This is a genomic window from Nostoc sp. PCC 7524, from assembly GCF_000316645.1.
Lineage (GTDB): Bacteria > Cyanobacteriota > Cyanobacteriia > Cyanobacteriales > Nostocaceae > Trichormus.
Genome location: NC_019684.1, coordinates 616,243 through 635,460 on the forward strand (window position 1 = coordinate 616,243; position 19,218 = coordinate 635,460).

Genomic DNA, 19,218 nt, shown 5'->3' on the forward strand with positions numbered 1-19,218 from the left:
CCGCAATTGAATTGCGGGGATTCTAGGCTAAAACAGCGATTGCTGGCGTAGCCAGTCTGACATCACCTAACCCAATGGTTGATGCCCCAACCATTTGAATATTACGTGCGGCGTTTTCGTCTCTTCCGTTAACTGACTGACAGGAAGGACAACGCCATTCTCTAACGGACAAATCAAGACTTTCTAGAATATGCCCACAGTGAGAACAAGTTTTAGAACTTGGATACCATTGATCCACAAACACCACTTGTTTATGTTTCTGTTTGGCAACCCATTCTAGAATTTGCAGAAATTCACCAAATGCCAAATCTGATATCTTCCTACCCCAAAGTCGTTGCATTCCTTTAAGGTTTAAGGTTTCAAAACAGAGAACATCAAATTTATCCGTTAACTCATGAGCTAACTTCCAGAACCAGTCACGACGACGGTTAGAGATATCTTCATACCTGCGTACTAAGTTCTTTCTAGATTGCTCCCGATTGGCTGAACCTTTTAATTTCTGAGAATGTTGTCGGTTGGCTTTTTTAATTGCATTTAGGGATTGCTTAAAAAACTGGGGAGACCCAATTATTGTACCGTCTGAGCAAGTAAGAAATGTCTTCAATCCAAAATCAAAACCAGCGATTTTACCCGTCTTAATCTCAATTTCTGATTTACTACCTTCTCTTTCAGAGACGAAGAGAGAGCGAACATCAACAACAATAACCATAAACAGTTCACCTAAAGGAGTTCGTTTAATGGTTAGAGTTTTAACCGTTCCCTCAATCTCTCTAGACTTCCAAAATTGATAAACTCGACTACCAATTTTTACTCTGTTGCCACCCAAAAACTTATAACCTGCTTGCTTAAGGGTGAAAGATTTGTACTTTTTAACCTTCTTAAAACCTGGTGGTCTAACTCCTTTCTTATTGTGTTTAAAGAATAGTTGGTAGGCTTTCTCAATGCGTTGGCAAATATCTTGCACTGACTGAGAACCTACTGATTGCCAAAACGGATTTCGCTTTCTCATCTTGGCAATATGAGACTGAAGTTTTGCACAGTTTAAATGCTTGCCCCACATCCGGTAGTACCGTTTATGCAAAGCAATGCAATGGTTATAAATCACCCCAGCAGCGTTAATTGTGCGCTTGAGGTGTCTATTCCGTTTGTGCTGATATAACTTAAACTTCAGAGTTTTCATGGAGTTATGATATCATCTATTGTGTAGATAATCAACACTCATCTACATGAAAACCGTTTACAATCACTACAACTACGCTATTGGTTTGGCTATTGTCCATTTAGTTTGGATACCATGCCGAAGAAGAAAAGTCTTTGCTAACAATGAACAACTAAAACTCAGATGTATTGAGATATTTCAATCTGTTGCTAAAGATAATAAATGGGTGATCAAAGCGTTGGAAGTTGCACCAGATCATGTTCACCTATTAGTTGAGTATGACCCGCATCATTCAATATCCCAGGTTGTTAAAGCCTTCAAGGGTCGGTCATCAAGATATTTAAGGCAAGAGTTTCCAGAATTAATGAAACTGCCTAGTCTGTGGACGCATTCATATATGTTCGACACCACAGGAAAAGTTAGTACCCAGAAAGTCTTGGAGTACATTAATGACCCACATCACGGATGAATAAATTCATCCTGTTCGCTTATATCCCCCGGCTGTTCGCGCAGCGTGCCGAAGGCAAGCGCGGGGGCTTTACGCATCACGACTCGTAATGAAAGGCAATAGGCAATAGGCAATAGGCAATAGGCAAGAGTTATTAGTTTTTCTGCCCTGCTCCCCTGCTCCCATATCTCTATCTTTAAGATATTTTGTGAAAACTTTACAAAAAATTACGTATATTTATCAAACCTTTTAATAAACTTCCAGAGTTAGAAATGGGTGAGTCATCTTTTTAGCCGTCGTTCTTTTGAGAAGATTATTACCCATGACAACAACACTATTTAAAACACTCGGTGCTGCTACAACATTGGCAGGTATGATTGTTACTGCTGGCTCTGCTAATGCAGCTTCTATTAGCTACGACAGTTCAACTAATTTTCAGCTCACAAATATCTCCAACGCACCTCTCAGTGTCCAAAAGTTTGACTCATCCCTTGGTACACTCAACAGCGTAACTTTAACATTTACTGGCGACCTGGAAGGAAGCGCAAGATTTGAAAATCTCGGTGCTAGTTCTACTCCCATAACCGTAAATCTTGCAGGTCAACTCGGCTTAATATTTGCTGGTCAGTCTTTGTTTAGTATTAATCCACAAGAAACTTATCCACAAGACTCCTCTGGCTACCAAGTTGGAGCTTTTGATGGCACAATAGACTTCGCAGGTACTTCTGGAAAAACAATTCAGGGATTGACCGCCCAAAAGTCAGAAACTCAGAGCTTTACTGATGCTCAATTCTTACAAGCTTTCACGGGTACTGGTAACTTAGATTTCTTATTCTCAGCTCTAGCCACCTCAACAGTTTCTGGTTCTGGAAATATGATTTCCCAAATTACAACTCTTGCTAAAGCAGGTGTTAAAGTCACTTATGACTATGATCCTGCTCAGTCTGTACCAGAACCATCTGCTGCATTAGGATTTGGTCTAGTTGCAGGTGTTGGTTTATTGTCACAACGCAAAAAAAACTGGCTCAAGACTTCCCATTCATAAATTTTTTTGAGTAGATGATTTTATCTACTCGCTTGATTAACCGCTTCAAAAGTGAATCAATTACTGGAAACAATTGTTGTTTTTAACAACTCATCTCAAAAAAATTAGATTAAAAAAACCCAGGTTCACTTTGTGTAATCTGGGTTTTTTATTGTTCAAAGTCCTCACAGATGTAGAGGTATAGGGGTTATCCGAGAGAAGAATTTTTACACATTGCCCAATACCCCATACCCATTTCAAAAAGGCGGCAATTCATTGAGAATCGTAAACCGGATATGATTAATCGCTAAATCACCTATAGGGATATCTTCCTTAGTCAACCTGATACCTTGACTACTCAGGGTTTCAAAAGGAATGCCTTTACCGATTTCAATGTGATACCAGCATAAGCCCATGAAAAAGCGCGTAGGATAGGGGCCATCATTACCCAAATCATCGGGATTAGATTCCATTGGCAACCAGCCAATACCCGGTATGTAGAATTCTAACCACACATGATTAAAATCTGGTTGCAGAGGCACCCCTTGGTGTTCGCCGTAGGGAGGGCATTTGTATCTACCAACAGTACGGCAAGGAATACCATTTAAACGACAAAGTGCCAGTAAAACACCTACATACTCACCACAGGAACCTACACCCCTCTCTAAAACGATATCTGGTGTATCAATGTAGGGTTTAATACCGTAGGATAACTCATCATAAACATAGTTGCGGATACTGTACATTTTCCGCAGAATATTGGTTTCTGACCCAACAGCATCACGGGCAGAACGGCGGACAATGGGGGTATCCATTGCTAAATCATCATTATCGACTAAATAGCGGGTTTGAAATTCCTCTGGTAATTCTGGAATATCTTCCACATCTTTAGGCGTAATGCGATACTTAATTCCTCGCACTTCTAACAGTGCTTTCCAACCAAATATGTGACGTTCTCCGGGAGTGAGAGCATCGAATTTAAAGACTGCTACCCGTTGCCCATCAATGATTTCTTCTGTAAAGGGTATACCGATCGCTTCAACGTGTTTGACTTTTTGACGTTCGGTTTCTGAGGGGAGAGCAATCCGCCATTCCACATCAGGCAGATATACCTCGTCTAACGGGGAAATTTCCTCAGCATAGGACATTTCGATCAGATAGCCATTAGAAAGGGCATATTTTTGATCTGGCTCATGGTGATAATACAGGGGATGAATAAAGGTGCGATCGCGGTATGTTAATTCATGATTAGGATCAGCATTGGGGTTATCTCGAATATACGGTTCCTCGGAAGCATAGGCGACAAACAGACTTTCTTTGCCAGTCTCAGTATCTAGATGTACTGCTATACCTGTAGGTGAGTCAAAGGGAGTTAACACGCTAAATCTGACTTCCCCAGTTGCCCTATCCATAGAGTAGACTGTTTGTTCTGTGCGATCGCAAATCCACAGGGTGTCCCGATTTACTGCTAAATTCTGTATTCCCACCCCTGGAGTATAAAATCTCGTAATTTCTTTACGCGTATCACGATCAAAAATCAGGATGTAACCCACTTTTTGACAACTTACGTAAACTGTTGACTCCCAAACAGCAACACCATTGGCAGGATAAGGCAAGGTGACAAAATGCTCTAAACCCCAAGACGAAAGCTTGGATAGATAAACACTGTTACCACGAGTTACCCAAAGTGTGTCTTCCCAAACAGCTAAACCTGTTACCTCACTAAATTCTTTGGTTTGGTGAGGGTTGAGAATTCTACTATTATCGGTATGAGGGTCAATTTCTAGTAAATGTCCCTTGATGGTATCAATCGCAATCAGTTGATCTTGAATAAACGCAATGCCGCAGATAGTAGCAGCAGTCAACGGTCGAATTGTCCTTTGCCCAAACATTTGGCTAGCTGTCAAACTAATGGGTGCAAAACTCATATTAAGCATATTTGTTAACGGTTTAGCACTCCTAAAATTAATTGTGGCATATCTTCTGTGACTCAATTTGAGACTTTAATACCCATTCCTATTATCAGTACAATGTTGTTTTAAAAACTCTTACCTCAGAAATAATACACAAGTGTGCAGCCCAAAAGTTAGTCCCATCTGGGAATGACATTTCATTCTTATACACCTTGACAACAGTTGTAATGTAACTTTAGTAGATGGTTTTTCAGCCATCACTAAATTATGATCGAATCTTGTAACTATTTCCTGTGACTTACACAATGTCTGCTAATTCTTTGCCTGAAGGTGTCGCCATTTGGCATAGTTTGGAAGTTGATAAAGCACTCAACCTGCTCGATAGTAATGCAGACAGTGGCTTGACAACCCCAGAAATTGAAAAGCGATTGCAAAAATATGGCCCTAACGAACTAGAAGAACACGGGGGTCGTAGCGCCTGGGAAATTCTGCTGGATCAGTTCAAAAACATCATGCTGTTGATGCTGATTGCTGTGGCTTTCATTTCTGGGTTATTAGATTTCCTGGCTTGGCAAGCAGGGCAACTCAAACCTGGGGAAGTGCCATTTAAAGACACGATCGCTATCTTAGCAATTGTAATTCTCAATGGTATTCTGGGATACGTCCAAGAAAGCCGTGCCGAACAAGCCCTAGCAGCACTAAAAAAACTGGCTTCTCCCTTAGTCCGCGTCATCCGTAACGGCAAACTGGAGGATGTAGCAGCTAAGGATATAGTTCCAGGCGATGTCATGTTTTTAGAAGCTGGGGTACAGATATCCGCCGATGGACGCTTGATTGAACAAGCTAATTTACAGGTGCGTGAGTCAGCACTAACAGGTGAAGCGGAAGCAGTTAATAAACAAGCAACTATACAACTACCAGAAGATACATCTTTAGGCGATCGCATTAATTTAGTGTTTCAAGGTACGGAAGTTGTCCAAGGGCGCGGTAAGGTACTGGTGACGAACACTGGTATGCAAACCGAACTGGGTAAAATTGCTGCCATGTTGCAGTCAGTAGAAAGCGAACCCACCCCCTTGCAGCAACGCATGACTCAACTAGGCAATGTCCTAGTTACAGGTTCCTTGGTTTTGGTGGCGATTGTTGTCGTCGGTGGAATTATCCAGGCTAGAGGTTTTAGCAATTTACAAGAACTGTTAGAGGTTTCTTTAAGTATGGCGGTGGCTGTAGTACCAGAAGGTTTACCAGCAGTGATTACCGTCACCTTGGCACTAGGAACCCAGCGCATGGTACGCCACAATGCCTTAATTCGCAAATTACCTGCGGTGGAAACCTTGGGTTCTGTCACCACTATCTGTTCTGATAAAACCGGAACACTGACTCAGAACAAAATGGTCGTGCAATCGGTGTACACCAATGACAAAAGATTTCGGGTGACAGGAGAAGGTTACGCGCCTGTGGGTGAGTTTCAGTTAGCAGGTGCAACCATCGACCTAGAAGATCATCCCGAAATTACAGCCTTGTCAGTCGCCTGTGCTATTTGTAACGACTCGGTACTGCAAAAAGAAAAAGGGGAATGGGCGATTTTAGGAGACCCCACTGAGGGTGCTTTAGTCACCCTAGCGGGTAAAGTGGGTATTGAAAAAGACCAGTGGAGCAGTAAATTACCCCGTGTAAGTGAATTTCCCTTTTCCTCAGAACGCAAGCGCATGAGTGTGATTTCACAGGTAGAGGCAGTCGCTACAGGGGAACAGTCCTTGACAGCCGTTGATCCCGCGATCGCTAACTTGGTGAAATCTGAACCTTATGTCATGTTTACCAAGGGTTCGCCAGAATTAATTTTGGCACGTTGCAGTGAAATTTATACAGGTACAACCTCAACACCATTAGATGACGCACAACGTAGCCAAGTTTTGGCAGAAAATGACCAAATGGCAAGTAAAGGTTTACGGGTGTTAGGTTTCGCCTACAAACCTCTGTTAGAAGTGCCGCCGGAAGGTTCAGATGAAACCTCTGAGCAAAATTTAGTCTGGTTGGGTTTGGTAGGAATGCTAGATGCACCCAGGCCAGAGGTGAGGGCAGCAGTGCAAGAATGTCGGGAAGCGGGGATTCGTCCGGTGATGATTACTGGTGATCATCAACTAACAGCACGAGCGATCGCTACCGATTTGGGTATTGCTCAAGAAGGTGACAGAGTTCTGACGGGGCAAGAATTACAACACATGAGCGACCAGGAGCTAGAGCAGCAAGTTGACCTCGTAAGTATTTATGCACGGGTAGCCCCAGAACACAAACTACGGATTGTGCAAGCCCTGCAACGTCGGGGTAGATTTGTCGCTATGACTGGGGATGGTGTCAACGATGCCCCCGCTTTAAAACAAGCTGATATCGGCATTGCTATGGGCATCACGGGTACAGATGTCAGTAAAGAAGCCAGTGACATGGTGCTTCTAGATGACAACTTTGCTACCATTGTTTCCGCCACGAAGGAAGGTAGAGTAGTTTACACTAACATCCGTCGCTTTATTAAATACATCCTCGGTAGTAACATTGGCGAAGTTCTCACCATTGCTGCCGCTCCATTGTTAGGACTGGGAGGTGTTCCCCTGACACCATTACAAATCCTTTGGATGAACTTGGTGACAGACGGTTTACCAGCCTTAGCCTTAGCTGTGGAACCCCCAGAACCAGATGTAATGAAGCGTCCCCCCTTCAGCCCTCGCGAGAGTATTTTTGCAAGGGGTTTAGGTTCTTACATGATTCGCATTGGGATTGTTTTCGCCATCATTTCCATTATTTTGATGCAGTGGGCTTACAATCATGTCCAAACAGTTACAGGGGCAGGACTTGACCCTGAACGGTGGAAGACAATGGTATTTACAGCCTTGTGTATCGCCCAGATGGGTCATGCTATAGCAATTCGCTCCAATAATCAACTAACCATAGAGATGAATCCCCTCTCAAATCCTTTTGTATTGGGGGCTGTAGTCGTGACTACACTGTTGCAGCTCATGTTGATTTACGTTCCACCCCTGCGAGCATTCTTTGGCACTCACTGGCTACCTCCCACAGAGTTAGCGATTTGTGTTGGTTTCAGTGCCTTGATGTTTGTGTGGATTGAAGCAGAGAAAATATTCTTCCGCTTTACGGGCAGAAAGAGCGTTTAGAGGGTGCGTAGGGGGATGAGGGGGATGAGGGGGATGAGGGGGATGAGGTAGACAAAGCAGGTAGAAATGATTTCTCTATTTATCTCTTCCCCCATCTTCCCCTACCTCCTCATCTCCCCCACTCCCTACTCCCTACTCCCTACTCCCTGTTATGTACTTAAAAACCCTACAACTAAGGCATTTTCGCAACTACCAAGAACAGAAAGTTGAATTTACTGCTGCTAAAACGATTTTGGTAGGGAATAACGCTCAGGGAAAGTCAAATTTGTTGGAAGCGGTGGAGTTACTGGCAACATTGCGATCGCATCGGATGGCACGCGATCGCGATTTAGTCCAGGAAGGGGAACCCATAGCCCAAATTTACGCCATCCTGGAAAGGCAAACTGGAGATAGTGAACTCAGCTTAACCCTCCGGCGTAACGGCCGCCGCAGTGTAGCTCTCAATGGTGAGTCTGTGCGGCGACAAATGGATTTTTTGGGTGTTCTTAATGCCGTAGAATTTTCTAGCCTGGATTTAGAACTGGTGCGTGGTAGTCCCGAAGTCCGGCGTAACTGGTTAGATACTCTCTTAATTCAACTCGAACCAGTGTATGCTCACATTTTGCAGCAATATAACCAGGTTTTACGCCAACGTAACGCTTACTTAAAAAGCATTCCTGACTCAGCCCCCAGTATTGATAAATCAGCCCTCGCCATCTGGGATACCCAGTTAGTGGCTACAGGCACAAGAGTAATTAGAAGACGCGATCGCGCCCTCCAAAGACTTGCCCCCCTGGCTGCTGCTTGGCACGCCAGTATTAGCGGCAGTACAGAAGTTTTGCAAATTCAGTACGCCCCCAATGTTCCCACAACAGACAACCATCCCGAAGAAATACAGCAAGCTTTCTTAACCAAAATCCAACAACGAGCCAACGCCGAACTCTACCGAGGTACTACTCTCATAGGGCCGCATCGTGACGAAGTAGAATTAACCATCAATCAAACACCTGCTCGCCAATACGGTTCCCAAGGACAGCAGCGCACCCTTGTATTAGCACTAAAACTAGCAGAACTACAGTTAATTGAAGAAGTTGTCAAAGAGCCGCCCCTACTGCTGCTTGATGATGTGCTAGCCGAATTAGATCAATCCCGCCAAAATCAATTACTTGATGCCATTCAAGACCGTTTTCAAACTTTAATTACCACCACTCATCTCAGTTCTTTCGATTCCCAGTGGTTAAAATCCTCTCAAATTCTCCATGTGAAAGCAGGAGAAATCCTCCCCACAGATTGACAGAATACAAATCCCAGTCCCCAGTCCCCAATCCCTCAATAAGTACATCTTGCATATACTCATATGTATAATAAAGTAAATTTTTGTGAAGCGAGGACTACGAATGTACATTGTACAGATTGCCTCGGAATGCGCTCCTGTCATTAAAGCAGGAGGTTTGGGGGATGTTGTCTACGGTCTCAGCCGGGAATTAGAAATTAGGGGTAATTGTGTCGAATTGATCTTACCCAAGTATGATTGTATGCGCTACGACCATATTTGGGGATGGCATGAAGCTTACTTAAATCTGTGGGTACCCTGGTATGGTGGGGCAGTTCACTGTACTGTGTATTGCGGTTGGGTACATGGAAGAGTGTGTTTCTTTATTGAACCCCACTCCCAAGATAATTTCTTTAATCGCGGCTGCTATTACGGTTGTGATGATGATAATATGCGCTTTGCTTTCTTCAGCAAAGCCGCTTTAGAGTTTCTCCTGCAAAGCAACAAGCGTCCTGATATCATCCATTGTCATGACTGGCAAACAGGCTTAGTACCAGTGATGCTCTATGAGATTTACAAGTATCATGGCATGGAGCATCAACGAGTTTGCTACACCATCCACAACTTTAAGCATCAGGGAATAGGTGGTGTACAGACGCTCTGGGCGACAAACTTAAATCGGGAATCTTACTACTTCCAATACGATAAGCTGCAAGACAACTTTAACCCCTTTGCTTTGAACTACATGAAAGCGGGTATTGTCTACTCTAACGCTGTCACCACAGTTTCACCCAACCACGCCTGGGAAGCTCAATGTACAGAAGTAGGATGTGGTTTAGGTCATACTTTGCATTTGCAACGCGACAAATTCCGTGGGGTACTTAACGGTATTGATTACGATTTTTGGAATCCAGAAATCGATCGCTACATCCCCCATAACTATAACCAAGAAGATTTTGAACAAAAACTTTATAACAAAAAAGCCTTACGTGAACGGTTGATGCTGCGCCAGAGTGATCAACCACTCATTGCTTACATTGGTCGATTAGATCACCAAAAAGGTGTGCATCTTGTCCACCATGCCATTTATCATGCTCTCAATAAAGGCGCACAATTTGTATTACTGGGTTCTGCCACAGAAGCAGGAATCAATGCTCATTTTCGCCATGAGAAACAATTTTTAAATAACAATCCTGATGTCCATTTAGAACTCGGCTTTAATGAAGAATTATCTCACCTAATTTATGCGGGTGCAGATATGATTGTTGTTCCCAGCAATTACGAACCTTGCGGGTTAACACAAATGATTGGTTTGAAGTACGGCACTGTACCAATTGTACGTGGTGTTGGTGGACTGGTAAATACAGTATTTGACCGAGACTACGACCAAAATTTACCACCAGAAAAACGTAACGGTTATGTATTTGAACATACCGATAACTATGCTTTAGAATCAGCTATGAATCGGGCAATTGATTTGTGGTATCAGTCTCCTGATGAGTTCCGCCAGTTAGCTATTCAAGGTATGAGATATGACTACTCATGGAACTATCCAGGTGCAGAATATTTAGAGATTTACGACTGGATTAAATGCAAGTGGTAGTCATACAAATCCTATGAGAAGCTGCACCAAATAAATTCTGTAGAGACGTTGCATGCAACGTCTCTACAACAACCTATAAATTGCATCTTCATAAAGAAACGGTATCAGTGTTAATTAGGGTAGTTAAGCCAGTTAGTATCTACGCTACTGGCTTTTTTATTTGAAGGAAATGGGGACTCTTAATACCAATTCACAATCCGCAACGATGCTCCTGCCCCGCTCCGCTCTAAGCGCAGCTATGCCGCAGGCTTTACGCAATTGATCAATCCTGACTTGACAAAGGTTTTCGGATTTGAATCTGTTTCAAGATTTTCGTGAATTGGTATAAGAAGCAGGGGATCAGAGGGGAAAAATCCCATGCCCAATACCCCACACCCAATCAGAAATTTTTTATAACTTCATGAATATTACATCTGTAATCGGGAACTATATAGACGCACCATCAGTATTTGATGTCATATTTATGGTTTTTCTAGAAAATCACGGCAATATTGCTGAATTTGCTGATAAATTAGGGTTGACTTGAGTCAATTAGTTTTTGTTTACGTAGATGTACGGATAAAAACTGAGTTAAATTCTGTTAATTTTGCAGTGTTGTTTCTGTGTTTATAGCTTAAAAGTTACTGATAAGGTATGTGGCTTGCTTGAGTCTTTACCTTTTCTTGACTTAATTCAACTCAGTATCTACTAATCTCAGTAAAAATATCTCAAATAGCTATAGCTTAACTATTGATGACAATTTCATCATCTTTGATGAGCATAATTTTAATTGAGTTTAGCCACAAGTATCTGGTTCACGGTTTTGCATTTGCAGCTATACAAAGCTAATGACTGAGCCTTGATAGGAATTGTGGTAAGGCTGTTACATAAATTTAGCTGAAGTAAAAGCACCATGAACGCAACTCCTATAAGTAGCTACAGGTTAGCCCAGAAACTACATCCGATATCTCTATTGGCACAACTAACCAGTCGTCGTGCTAGTGGTTGTTTGCGTATATTTACAGATACAGCTTTTTGGTCAATTCACTTAGAGGAGGGTAAACTTACTTATGCCTCTTACTCCGATAAGGTGTTTGAACGGTTGGATAATCACCTGCGGCGTTTGAGTCAGAAAATTCCCCATCTCAATAGCGCCACTCGTGTGCAGATGCGCTTAATGTTTGAACCCCAACCTGAGACTCAGCCCATACCATACGCTGATTATCAAGCCATTTGCTGGTTAGTTGAGCAAGAGCATCTCACACCTAAACAAGCAACTACCCTCATAGAAGAATTAGCGAAAGAAGTGCTGGAATCATTTCTGGTATTAAAGGAGGGAAGCTATGAATTTTATCCTGAAGCAGCTTGGGATGAATTACCAAAGTTTGGTTATTTGGACTTGCGTTTATTAGTTGAACACTGTCAAAAAGAATTGCGAAATAGACAACGTGTTCAACCTGCAATTAATACTGGTGGGAGTTCCCCTGTTTTCTCTGCAAATAAACCACCGCAGACTCAAACACCCCCACAAACTGGACAACAATTAACAAAACCAGAGGGCTTGGAGGGGTTTGATAGTCGAGGACAACAGTTTGCCCAGCCACTGGTGAGAAAAAGTTTATATACAATAGCTTGCATCGATGATAGTCAAACAGTATTGAATTCCATCAAAAGCTTTTTAGATGAGAATGTATTTGCAGTTGTGACTATTAATGATCCAGTTAAGGCTTTGATGCAAATTTTGCGGAGTAAACCAGACTTAATTTTATTAGATGTAGAAATGCCAAATTTAGATGGTTATGAATTATGTTCTTTATTGCGGAGGCATTCGGCTTTTAAAAATACACCTATTATTATGGTGACTGGTAGAACAGGATTTATTGATAGAGCTAAAGCAAAAATGGTGAGGTCTTCAGGCTATTTAACTAAACCATTTAATCAATCAGATTTATTGAAAATTGTGTTTAAACATTTGGGATGAAGCGAGGAATGAGGGGTGCATGGGTGTAGGGGTATAGGAAAGAATAACTATTGTCTATTGCCTACTAACTCATGACTAATCACTCAGCACCGACTCAACACCTCGCTACCGCTAACATAACTCTTGTATTGTAGGAGATTTAGCAGTGACTTTGACTTTAGTCGGCACAATTTTGATTGTCGAAGATTCGCCGAGCGAATTGGAATTAATGAGCCATTATTTACAAGAAAGTGGTTACAACGTGATTAAAGCATCTGGAGCAAAGGAGGCTATGGACAAAGCTTTGTCACAACAGCCAGATGTGATTGTGACTGATGTCGTCATGCCGGGGATGAGTGGATTTGAGTTGTGTCGTTCTCTGAAAAAAAATCAAATTACTGAGAAAGTGCCAATAGTTATTTGCAGCTCTAAAAATCAAGAAATTGACCGTTTATGGGCTATGAAACAAGGTGCGGATGCCTATATTACTAAGCCATATACACGGGAAAATTTGCTGCGTGCGATTAAATCAGTAGTGCTTTAAATCAATGAATAATTTCAAAATTAAACTGGCTATAAAACCTAACCAGCATAAATCAGGAGATGGTTATCTCAAGTTTCAACTAAATCATCAAACTGCTGCTATGTTAGCTATGGGCTATACGCAAGAGGCAGTGATTGTAGCTGTTGATGCCATAACACCCATGCCAAATATGCCTGCTTGTATCTTGGGATTAATGAATTGGCGCAGTCGGATAATTTGGGCAATTGATTTACCGAGAATGCTGAATTTAGAATCTATAGATCATAGGTTGCGGCAATACAATGTGATTGTGATTAAAGCAGAATCACTTTTATTGGGATTAGTTGTGCAAGAAATTAAGGGGATAACTAAATTTATGCCTGATGAAATTCGTTCACCTATAGGACAGGTGGCATCTAGTTTAGTACCTTATTTGTGCGGTTGTGTTGTGCAGCAAGAAGAAATATTTCTTGTATTAGATGCCCAATCTATTGTGAATTCTTCTGTGCTATACAAGATTTAACTAAGTAGCTCAGTGTTAAAAATTATCGCTATGGCAAGGCAGGAGGCAGGAGGCAGGAGGCAGGAGGGAAGAGGGTTTGAGCCTAGTTTATTTTTCTTAACATAGTTGTGTTTTTTCCCACCGACTTACTTATATTAGACAAAAACATTTTTAGTGTTCTCTTTTACTATTTAGGATTTTTCACTATGTTTCATAAAACCGACATGGCTAAGAGTAGAGATGCACAAAATCAGTCAGCGTTTATGCCAGCCCAAAATCTGACTGATAATGTAGTACAAATTAGCAGTAGTCTTAATCATCAAATCAATAATAAATATTTAAATAATACAGTTAATTATTTAAAACGCCTGAGTTTGAGTACGAAAGCCATAATTTTAGCGATCGCAGTCGGTACACTACCTATATTATCTATAGGAGCGATCGCCTATAATTTGCTCAATAAGTCCATCAATGAACAAATAACCAAAGCGCAACAAACAGAAGCTATAACTTTAGCAGATACAGTTAATCAATTTATTTCAGAACGTTATCAAGATATTCAAACTTTGTCGAATTTGCCATTTTTGACTAATTATAAGGTGAGAGAAGTCAAGACAAATGCCGACAAACAAGCAGTATTAAATCAAATTATCCAAACGAATAGAAACTATGACAGCATTGCTGTCTTTGATATGGAAGGTGAACTCATCGCCCAGTCGGGTGGCGAACCTTTAGATACTCAAAAATACCAGAACTATTTTCAAGAAATACTCAAGAAAAATGTTCCGGTTGTTAGTCAAGCAGAATTATCGAGTCTTTATCTGGCTGCACCAATTAAAGATGCAATCACAAATGAAACTATTGCTGTGGTGCGAGTGCGGATGCCCATGCAATCCTTAGCAGCAGTGATGCGAAACTACTCAGCTAATGGACAGACATACAACTTACTTGATTCATCCGGTAAAATTATTCTCAGTTCCAAAACGGCATTATTAAACACAGCAGTCACAACTGAGTATCCTAGTTTAGCGCCAATACTAACTAATCAGAAAATTGCTAGTGTAACGACAGTCGGACAATTACAACAAAAAGCCGAATTAGTTAGTTACATTCCCTTGCCAAAAATAGAAGGTTTATCCAACCTCAACTGGCAAGTTTTATTAACCACAGATGCAACAATTTTATTTGCACCCCAAAGACAATTACTGTGGACGATCGCCATTGGTACCGTATTGACAGCCTGTATAGTCAGTGCGATCGCAGCTTGGTTAGCCCAGCGTATCACACAGTCTCTTATCCAAGCAAATGCAGCTTTAGCAAAACTCGGTCAAGGGGAATTCCACACTCGCTTGCAAATAGAAGCTGAAGATGAACTAGGGTTATTGAATGCCAATATTAACCAAGTGGCAGAAAATTTGCAGACTTTGGTGAAACATAGAACATTTGTTATTCCCAGTTTTGACAATGAACAGCAACCAGAAGCTCTGCAACTGCAACTTTTAGAACTACTGAGTAATGTCGAAGGTGCAGCGAGGGGTGATTTAACAGTTCGCGCCGACGTGACAACCGGTGCAATCGGTACGGTTGCTGACTTTTTCAACTCGATTGTGGAAAATCTGCGGGATATCGTCACCCAAGTGAAGCAAGCTGCCAGTCAATTGAACACAGCCATCGGTTCTAACGAAGGGGCAATTCGCCAGCTAGCCGAGGAAGCACTCATCCAAGCTGCGGAAATCAACCGCACCTTAGAAGCAGTTGACAACATGACTAATTCCATGAAAACCGTAGCCATCAACGCCCAACAAGCGGCGATTGTCGCTAATCATGCCGCCCACACCGCCACGTCAAGTGAACAAGCAATGGATTTGACTGTACAAAACATCCTCAATTTGCGGGAAACCGTGGGTGAAACCGCTAGGAAAGTGAAGCGTTTAGGGGAATCTTCCCAAGAAATCTCCCGTGTGGTATCCATCATTAACCAAATTGCCACCCAAACCAACTTGCTAGCGATTAACGCCAGCATTGAAGCGGCGCGGGCTGGGGAAGAAGGGCAAGGTTTTGCCGTCGTGGCGGAAGAAATTGGCGAGTTAGCCGCCAGAAGTGCCACAGCCACCCAAGAAATTGAATACATCGTGGAGAATATTCAACGGGAAACCAGCGAAGTAGCTAAAGCAATGGAAATTGGTACTACTCAGGTAGTCGAAGGTACACAGATTGTCGAAACAGCTAAACAAAGCCTGAGTCAGATTTTAAATGTCTCCCAACAAATTGACAGTTTAATTCAGTCGATTTCTACAGCAACTACATCTCAGGTAGAAACATCACAAACCGTCAATCAATTAATGCAAAATATTGCGGCGATTTCCCAACGCACCAGTGATTCCTCACACATCGTTGCTAAATCTCTACAACAAACTGTAGAAATTTCCCATCAGTTACAGGAAACTGTTGGTACTTTTAAAGTGAGTTAGGGGATAGGGGATAGGTGACAGGTGACAGGTGACAGGGGAGCAGGGGGGCAGAGGAGCAGGGGAAAATAACTATTGCCTATTGCCTCTTAACTAATAACTATTAACTATAGGACTCCTATTTGATTTTTTTTGGCGTAGCCTGCGCTGGTGCATAAAGAACTCAGTACACCTCTACCCTCTCCTTTCCTATTGCCTATTGCCTAACTACGCAGATAATTTTAGAAATCAAATCGGATTGCTATATGTCAAAAGATAAAGAATTAGAAATTCAGATGCAGTTTCTGGAAGAAGCAACAGATTACATTAATACCCTAGAAGGGGTATTGTTGGAAATCGATACCAGTCACCGCATTGATTTAGATAAAATTAATGGTGCTTTACGGGCGGCTCACTCTATTAAAGGTGGCGCAGCGATGATGGGCTTTCGGGCTTTAAGTGATTTAGCCCATCGTTTAGAAGATTCTTTTAAAGTTTTAAAAACCAGTAAAAATTCCTTAAAAATTGACACCCAATTACAAAGTTTACTGCTTTCTGCTGTTGATTGGTTGCGGCAAATTGTGGTATTACTGGCACAAGGAAATACTATAGAAGAAGATTGGTTAGTTTCATTTTGTTATCCAGTTTTTGATCAATTACACGATCGCTTAGGTGATCCTACTCCAGAAGATGCAACGACGCTACTATCCTCAGATGAGGGGCAAGATATTATTCCCTTACTGTTTGAAACCGAGGTAGAAGGCTGTTTGCAGCGTCTAGAGTCGGTGTTAGCTGATAGCCAGCAGCCATGCTTACAGGAAGAAGTGGCGATTATGGCGGCGGAATTAGGTGGGTTGGGGGAAATGTTGGAGTTAACAGCCTTCACCCAATTGTGTGCATCTATTCAGGAACATATAGAAAATGCTCAAGGCGATCGCATTGCGGAAATTGCCCAATTAGCATTACAATCATGGCGGCGATCGCAAGCCCTAGTTTTAACGAATCAACGGCATAGTTTACCAACTAAATTATCTCTAGAGGAATTAGCGTCTCCATCTCAACCACAATTAAAACCAGCAGAAATTACACCTGTTATTGATGAATTTCTCCCAGTAATTACGCCAGAAGAATTAATTACAGCAAAGGCAGAATTTAAAACCGTAGATACTATCAGTGAGCTAGCTGCCGTTGATTTCCCGGAACCTCAGCCGATATTGGTGATAGAAAATAATCTCACAGATACTAAGATTAGTGAACCTAAAACAGAGAATATTCCTGTTAGTCAGGAGAAAGAGCATCAACAAGATAATATAGTCCGCATTTCTAGCAAACAAATAGAACAAATTAATGATTTATTTGGAGAATTAATTATTCAACGTAATGGGTTTAATTCCCAGCTTGATAGACTGCGTAAACTGGTGCGAAATTTAAACCAGCGTGTGCGAACTCTAGAGCGAGAAAATCAAGAACTGCGAACAAGTTATCATCAAGTCAGCGCCAAAAATCTCATTCCTGTTGGTGTACCATCCTTAGCTCATAGTGCAGAACATCCCCCAGGCATAGATACTGAATTGGATGCCTTAGAAATAGAACGCCACAATGAAGTAAACTTGCGATCGCAAGCTGTACTGGAAACCATTGTCCAAGTTCAGGAAGTCACTACAGATATTCAACTCAGTGTTGACGACACAGACCAAATTGTTCGCAAATTTAACAAAACATCCAAACAGTTACAAACTAAGCTCAATCATATCCGAATGCGTCCCCTATCGGATTTAGTCGAGCGTTTTCCCAGAGCCATCCGCGATTTAAATGTCGAGTATGGTAAAAATGTCCAGTTACAAGTTATCGGCGGCAATACCTTAATTGAACGCAGCATTTTAGAAGCTTTAAATGAGCCGTTAATGCACCTGTTAAGAAACGCCTTTGATCATGGTATCGAAGAATCAACCACCCGTCGCACCCTCGGTAAACCCGAACAAGGATTAATTGAAATTACCGCCTCACACCAAAGTAATCGCACCATCATTACCATGCGTGACGATGGACGGGGTATTTCTCTAGAGAAAATCCGCAACCGCGCTTTAGAAATGGGTATCGATGCGTCACTACTAGCTAACGCCACCGATGAAGAACTGTTATCACTCATCTTTGAACCAGGATTCAGCACCTCGGAGCAAGTCACGGCATTATCTGGGCGTGGTGTGGGGATGGACGTAGTACGCAATAACCTGAAATTGGTACGCGGCGATATCAAAGTCGATACAGAAGCAGGGGTTGGTACAACCTTTACCTTATCAGTACCCTTTACCCTCTCCATTGCCAGAGTGCTGTTAGTAGAAAGCAATAAAATGCTGCTGGCATTCCCCACAGATGTAGTCGCAGAACTATTTTTATGGGAAAACGAGGCAGTATTGGCAATGGCAGATAGCGAAGTCATCAACTGGCAAGGAAATATGCTGCCATTGATTCGCCTAGGTAACTACTTAGAATTTAACTGCCCCCGCTACGATAACCCAGAACTAGAAACGCCCCCAGCCATTAATGCCACCAGCATCTTAATCGTTAAAAGTAATCAACCAGTGGCGATACAAGTGGACAGGTGTTGGGGTGAGCAAGAAGTCGCCATTCGCCAAGTTGAGGGTAATATACCCCTACCCACAGGTTTTAGTAATTGCACTATTTTGGGAGATGGGCGAGTAGTATCCTTAGTCAACACCAACGAATTGCTCTATTGGGTTGCTACCCATCAGCGCACCCCTAAAAACAATCAACTACCATCAGCCAGATTGAAAACGCCGTTCCTGTTCTTTCACAGTGCTAAACCAGCCGCCATTGAGCAGAAAGGCACAATTTTAATTATTGATGACTCGATTAACGTCCGCCGCTTCTTGGCATTGACTCTAGAAAAAGGCGGGTATCAAGTAGAACAAGCCAAAGACGGACAAGATGCCTGGGAAAAATTAGAAACAGGTTTACAAGTCCAAGCTGTGATTTGTGATATTGAAATGCCGCGCCTTGACGGTTACGGCTTCTTAGAGAAGATTAACTCTAGCACTGCTACTAAAAATATCCCCGTAATTATGCTGACATCTAGAAGCAGCAATAGACACAAGCAGCTAGCCATGCAATTGGGAGCGCGAGCTTATTTCTCTAAACCCTATAACGAGCAAGAATTACTCCGCACGCTAGAAGAAATCATAGGGAATTTAGCAGAAAAATTAACATCGTAATTGAAATA

The 19,218-nt window shown here is 42.1% G+C and carries 13 protein-coding genes; 11 read left to right on the top strand and 2 right to left on the bottom strand.

Features of this window, described 5'->3' with window-relative positions; translation table 11 throughout:
* Positions 1–22: 22 nt before the first annotated feature.
* Positions 23–1,180: an RNA-guided endonuclease InsQ/TnpB family protein gene (locus tag NOS7524_RS02605; RefSeq protein WP_015136908.1), complete on the bottom strand. Its 1,158-nt coding sequence runs from the start codon at positions 1,178–1,180 to the stop codon at positions 23–25.
* A 46-nt stretch (positions 1,181–1,226) separates the two neighbouring features.
* Between NOS7524_RS02605 and tnpA the strand changes: the two genes are divergently transcribed.
* Positions 1,227–1,628, top strand: a complete 402-nt coding sequence (gene tnpA, locus NOS7524_RS02610; RefSeq protein WP_015136909.1) for an IS200/IS605 family transposase — start codon at positions 1,227–1,229, stop codon at positions 1,626–1,628.
* Between the two features lie 301 nt (positions 1,629–1,929).
* Complete coding sequence (locus NOS7524_RS02615; protein WP_015136910.1) at positions 1,930–2,652, top strand: choice-of-anchor E domain-containing protein; 723 nt, start codon at positions 1,930–1,932, stop codon at positions 2,650–2,652.
* Between the two features lie 236 nt (positions 2,653–2,888).
* Here the strand turns inward: NOS7524_RS02615 and NOS7524_RS02620 are convergent, their stop codons facing one another.
* Positions 2,889–4,559: a transglutaminase domain-containing protein gene (locus NOS7524_RS02620; protein ID WP_015136911.1), complete on the bottom strand. Its 1,671-nt coding sequence runs from the start codon at positions 4,557–4,559 to the stop codon at positions 2,889–2,891.
* A 290-nt stretch (positions 4,560–4,849) separates the two neighbouring features.
* On the opposite strand from NOS7524_RS02620, the gene NOS7524_RS02625 reads away from it, so the two are divergent.
* The 9 genes from NOS7524_RS02625 to NOS7524_RS02660 all read left to right on the top strand — a co-directional run bounded on the left by NOS7524_RS02625 (position 4,850) and on the right by NOS7524_RS02660 (position 19,210).
* Positions 4,850–7,711 (top strand): cation-translocating P-type ATPase, encoded by a 2,862-nt coding sequence (locus NOS7524_RS02625; protein ID WP_015136912.1) that lies wholly within the window; start codon positions 4,850–4,852, stop codon positions 7,709–7,711.
* A 151-nt stretch (positions 7,712–7,862) separates the two neighbouring features.
* Positions 7,863–8,984, top strand: coding sequence for a DNA replication/repair protein RecF (gene recF, locus NOS7524_RS02630; RefSeq protein WP_015136913.1), 1,122 nt, complete (start codon positions 7,863–7,865; stop codon positions 8,982–8,984).
* 103 nt (positions 8,985–9,087) lie between these two features.
* Complete coding sequence (glgA, locus tag NOS7524_RS02635; RefSeq protein ID WP_015136914.1) at positions 9,088–10,566, top strand: glycogen synthase GlgA; 1,479 nt, start codon at positions 9,088–9,090, stop codon at positions 10,564–10,566.
* Between the two features lie 400 nt (positions 10,567–10,966).
* Entirely contained in the window at positions 10,967–11,092 is a 126-nt protein-coding gene (locus NOS7524_RS30895; RefSeq protein WP_015136915.1) for a hypothetical protein, read from the top strand.
* Positions 11,093–11,458: 366 nt separating this feature from the next.
* The gene (locus tag NOS7524_RS02640) at positions 11,459–12,526 is read left to right on the top strand and encodes a response regulator (RefSeq protein ID WP_015136916.1); all 1,068 of its coding nucleotides are present in this window, start codon (positions 11,459–11,461) and stop codon (positions 12,524–12,526) included.
* Positions 12,527–12,671: 145 nt separating this feature from the next.
* Entirely contained in the window at positions 12,672–13,049 is a 378-nt protein-coding gene (locus NOS7524_RS02645; RefSeq protein ID WP_015136917.1) for a response regulator transcription factor, read from the top strand.
* Between the two features lie 4 nt (positions 13,050–13,053).
* On the top strand, positions 13,054–13,551 hold the full coding sequence (locus tag NOS7524_RS02650; RefSeq protein WP_015136918.1) for a chemotaxis protein CheW: 498 nt from the start codon (positions 13,054–13,056) through the stop codon (positions 13,549–13,551).
* A gap of 185 nt (positions 13,552–13,736) precedes the next feature.
* The gene (locus tag NOS7524_RS02655; protein WP_015136919.1) at positions 13,737–16,001 is read left to right on the top strand and encodes a methyl-accepting chemotaxis protein; all 2,265 of its coding nucleotides are present in this window, start codon (positions 13,737–13,739) and stop codon (positions 15,999–16,001) included.
* Positions 16,002–16,243: 242 nt separating this feature from the next.
* Positions 16,244–19,210: a hybrid sensor histidine kinase/response regulator gene (locus tag NOS7524_RS02660; RefSeq protein WP_015136920.1), complete on the top strand. Its 2,967-nt coding sequence runs from the start codon at positions 16,244–16,246 to the stop codon at positions 19,208–19,210.
* Positions 19,211–19,218 lie beyond the last annotated feature (8 nt).

Coding starts and splice junctions, on each gene's coding strand:
- glgA (WP_015136914.1), top strand. CDS start 9,088: ATGTACATTGTACAGATTGCCTCGGAATGCGCTCCTGTCATTAAAGCA.
- NOS7524_RS02615 (WP_015136910.1), top strand. CDS start 1,930: ATGACAACAACACTATTTAAAACACTCGGTGCTGCTACAACATTGGCA.
- NOS7524_RS02655 (WP_015136919.1), top strand. CDS start 13,737: ATGTTTCATAAAACCGACATGGCTAAGAGTAGAGATGCACAAAATCAG.
- NOS7524_RS02660 (WP_015136920.1), top strand. CDS start 16,244: ATGTCAAAAGATAAAGAATTAGAAATTCAGATGCAGTTTCTGGAAGAA.
- tnpA (WP_015136909.1), top strand. CDS start 1,227: ATGAAAACCGTTTACAATCACTACAACTACGCTATTGGTTTGGCTATT.
- NOS7524_RS02620 (WP_015136911.1), bottom strand. CDS start 4,559: ATGAGTTTTGCACCCATTAGTTTGACAGCTAGCCAAATGTTTGGGCAA.
- recF (WP_015136913.1), top strand. CDS start 7,863: ATGTACTTAAAAACCCTACAACTAAGGCATTTTCGCAACTACCAAGAA.
- NOS7524_RS30895 (WP_015136915.1), top strand. CDS start 10,967: ATGAATATTACATCTGTAATCGGGAACTATATAGACGCACCATCAGTA.
- NOS7524_RS02640 (WP_015136916.1), top strand. CDS start 11,459: ATGAACGCAACTCCTATAAGTAGCTACAGGTTAGCCCAGAAACTACAT.
- NOS7524_RS02650 (WP_015136918.1), top strand. CDS start 13,054: ATGAATAATTTCAAAATTAAACTGGCTATAAAACCTAACCAGCATAAA.
- NOS7524_RS02625 (WP_015136912.1), top strand. CDS start 4,850: ATGTCTGCTAATTCTTTGCCTGAAGGTGTCGCCATTTGGCATAGTTTG.
- NOS7524_RS02605 (WP_015136908.1), bottom strand. CDS start 1,180: ATGAAAACTCTGAAGTTTAAGTTATATCAGCACAAACGGAATAGACAC.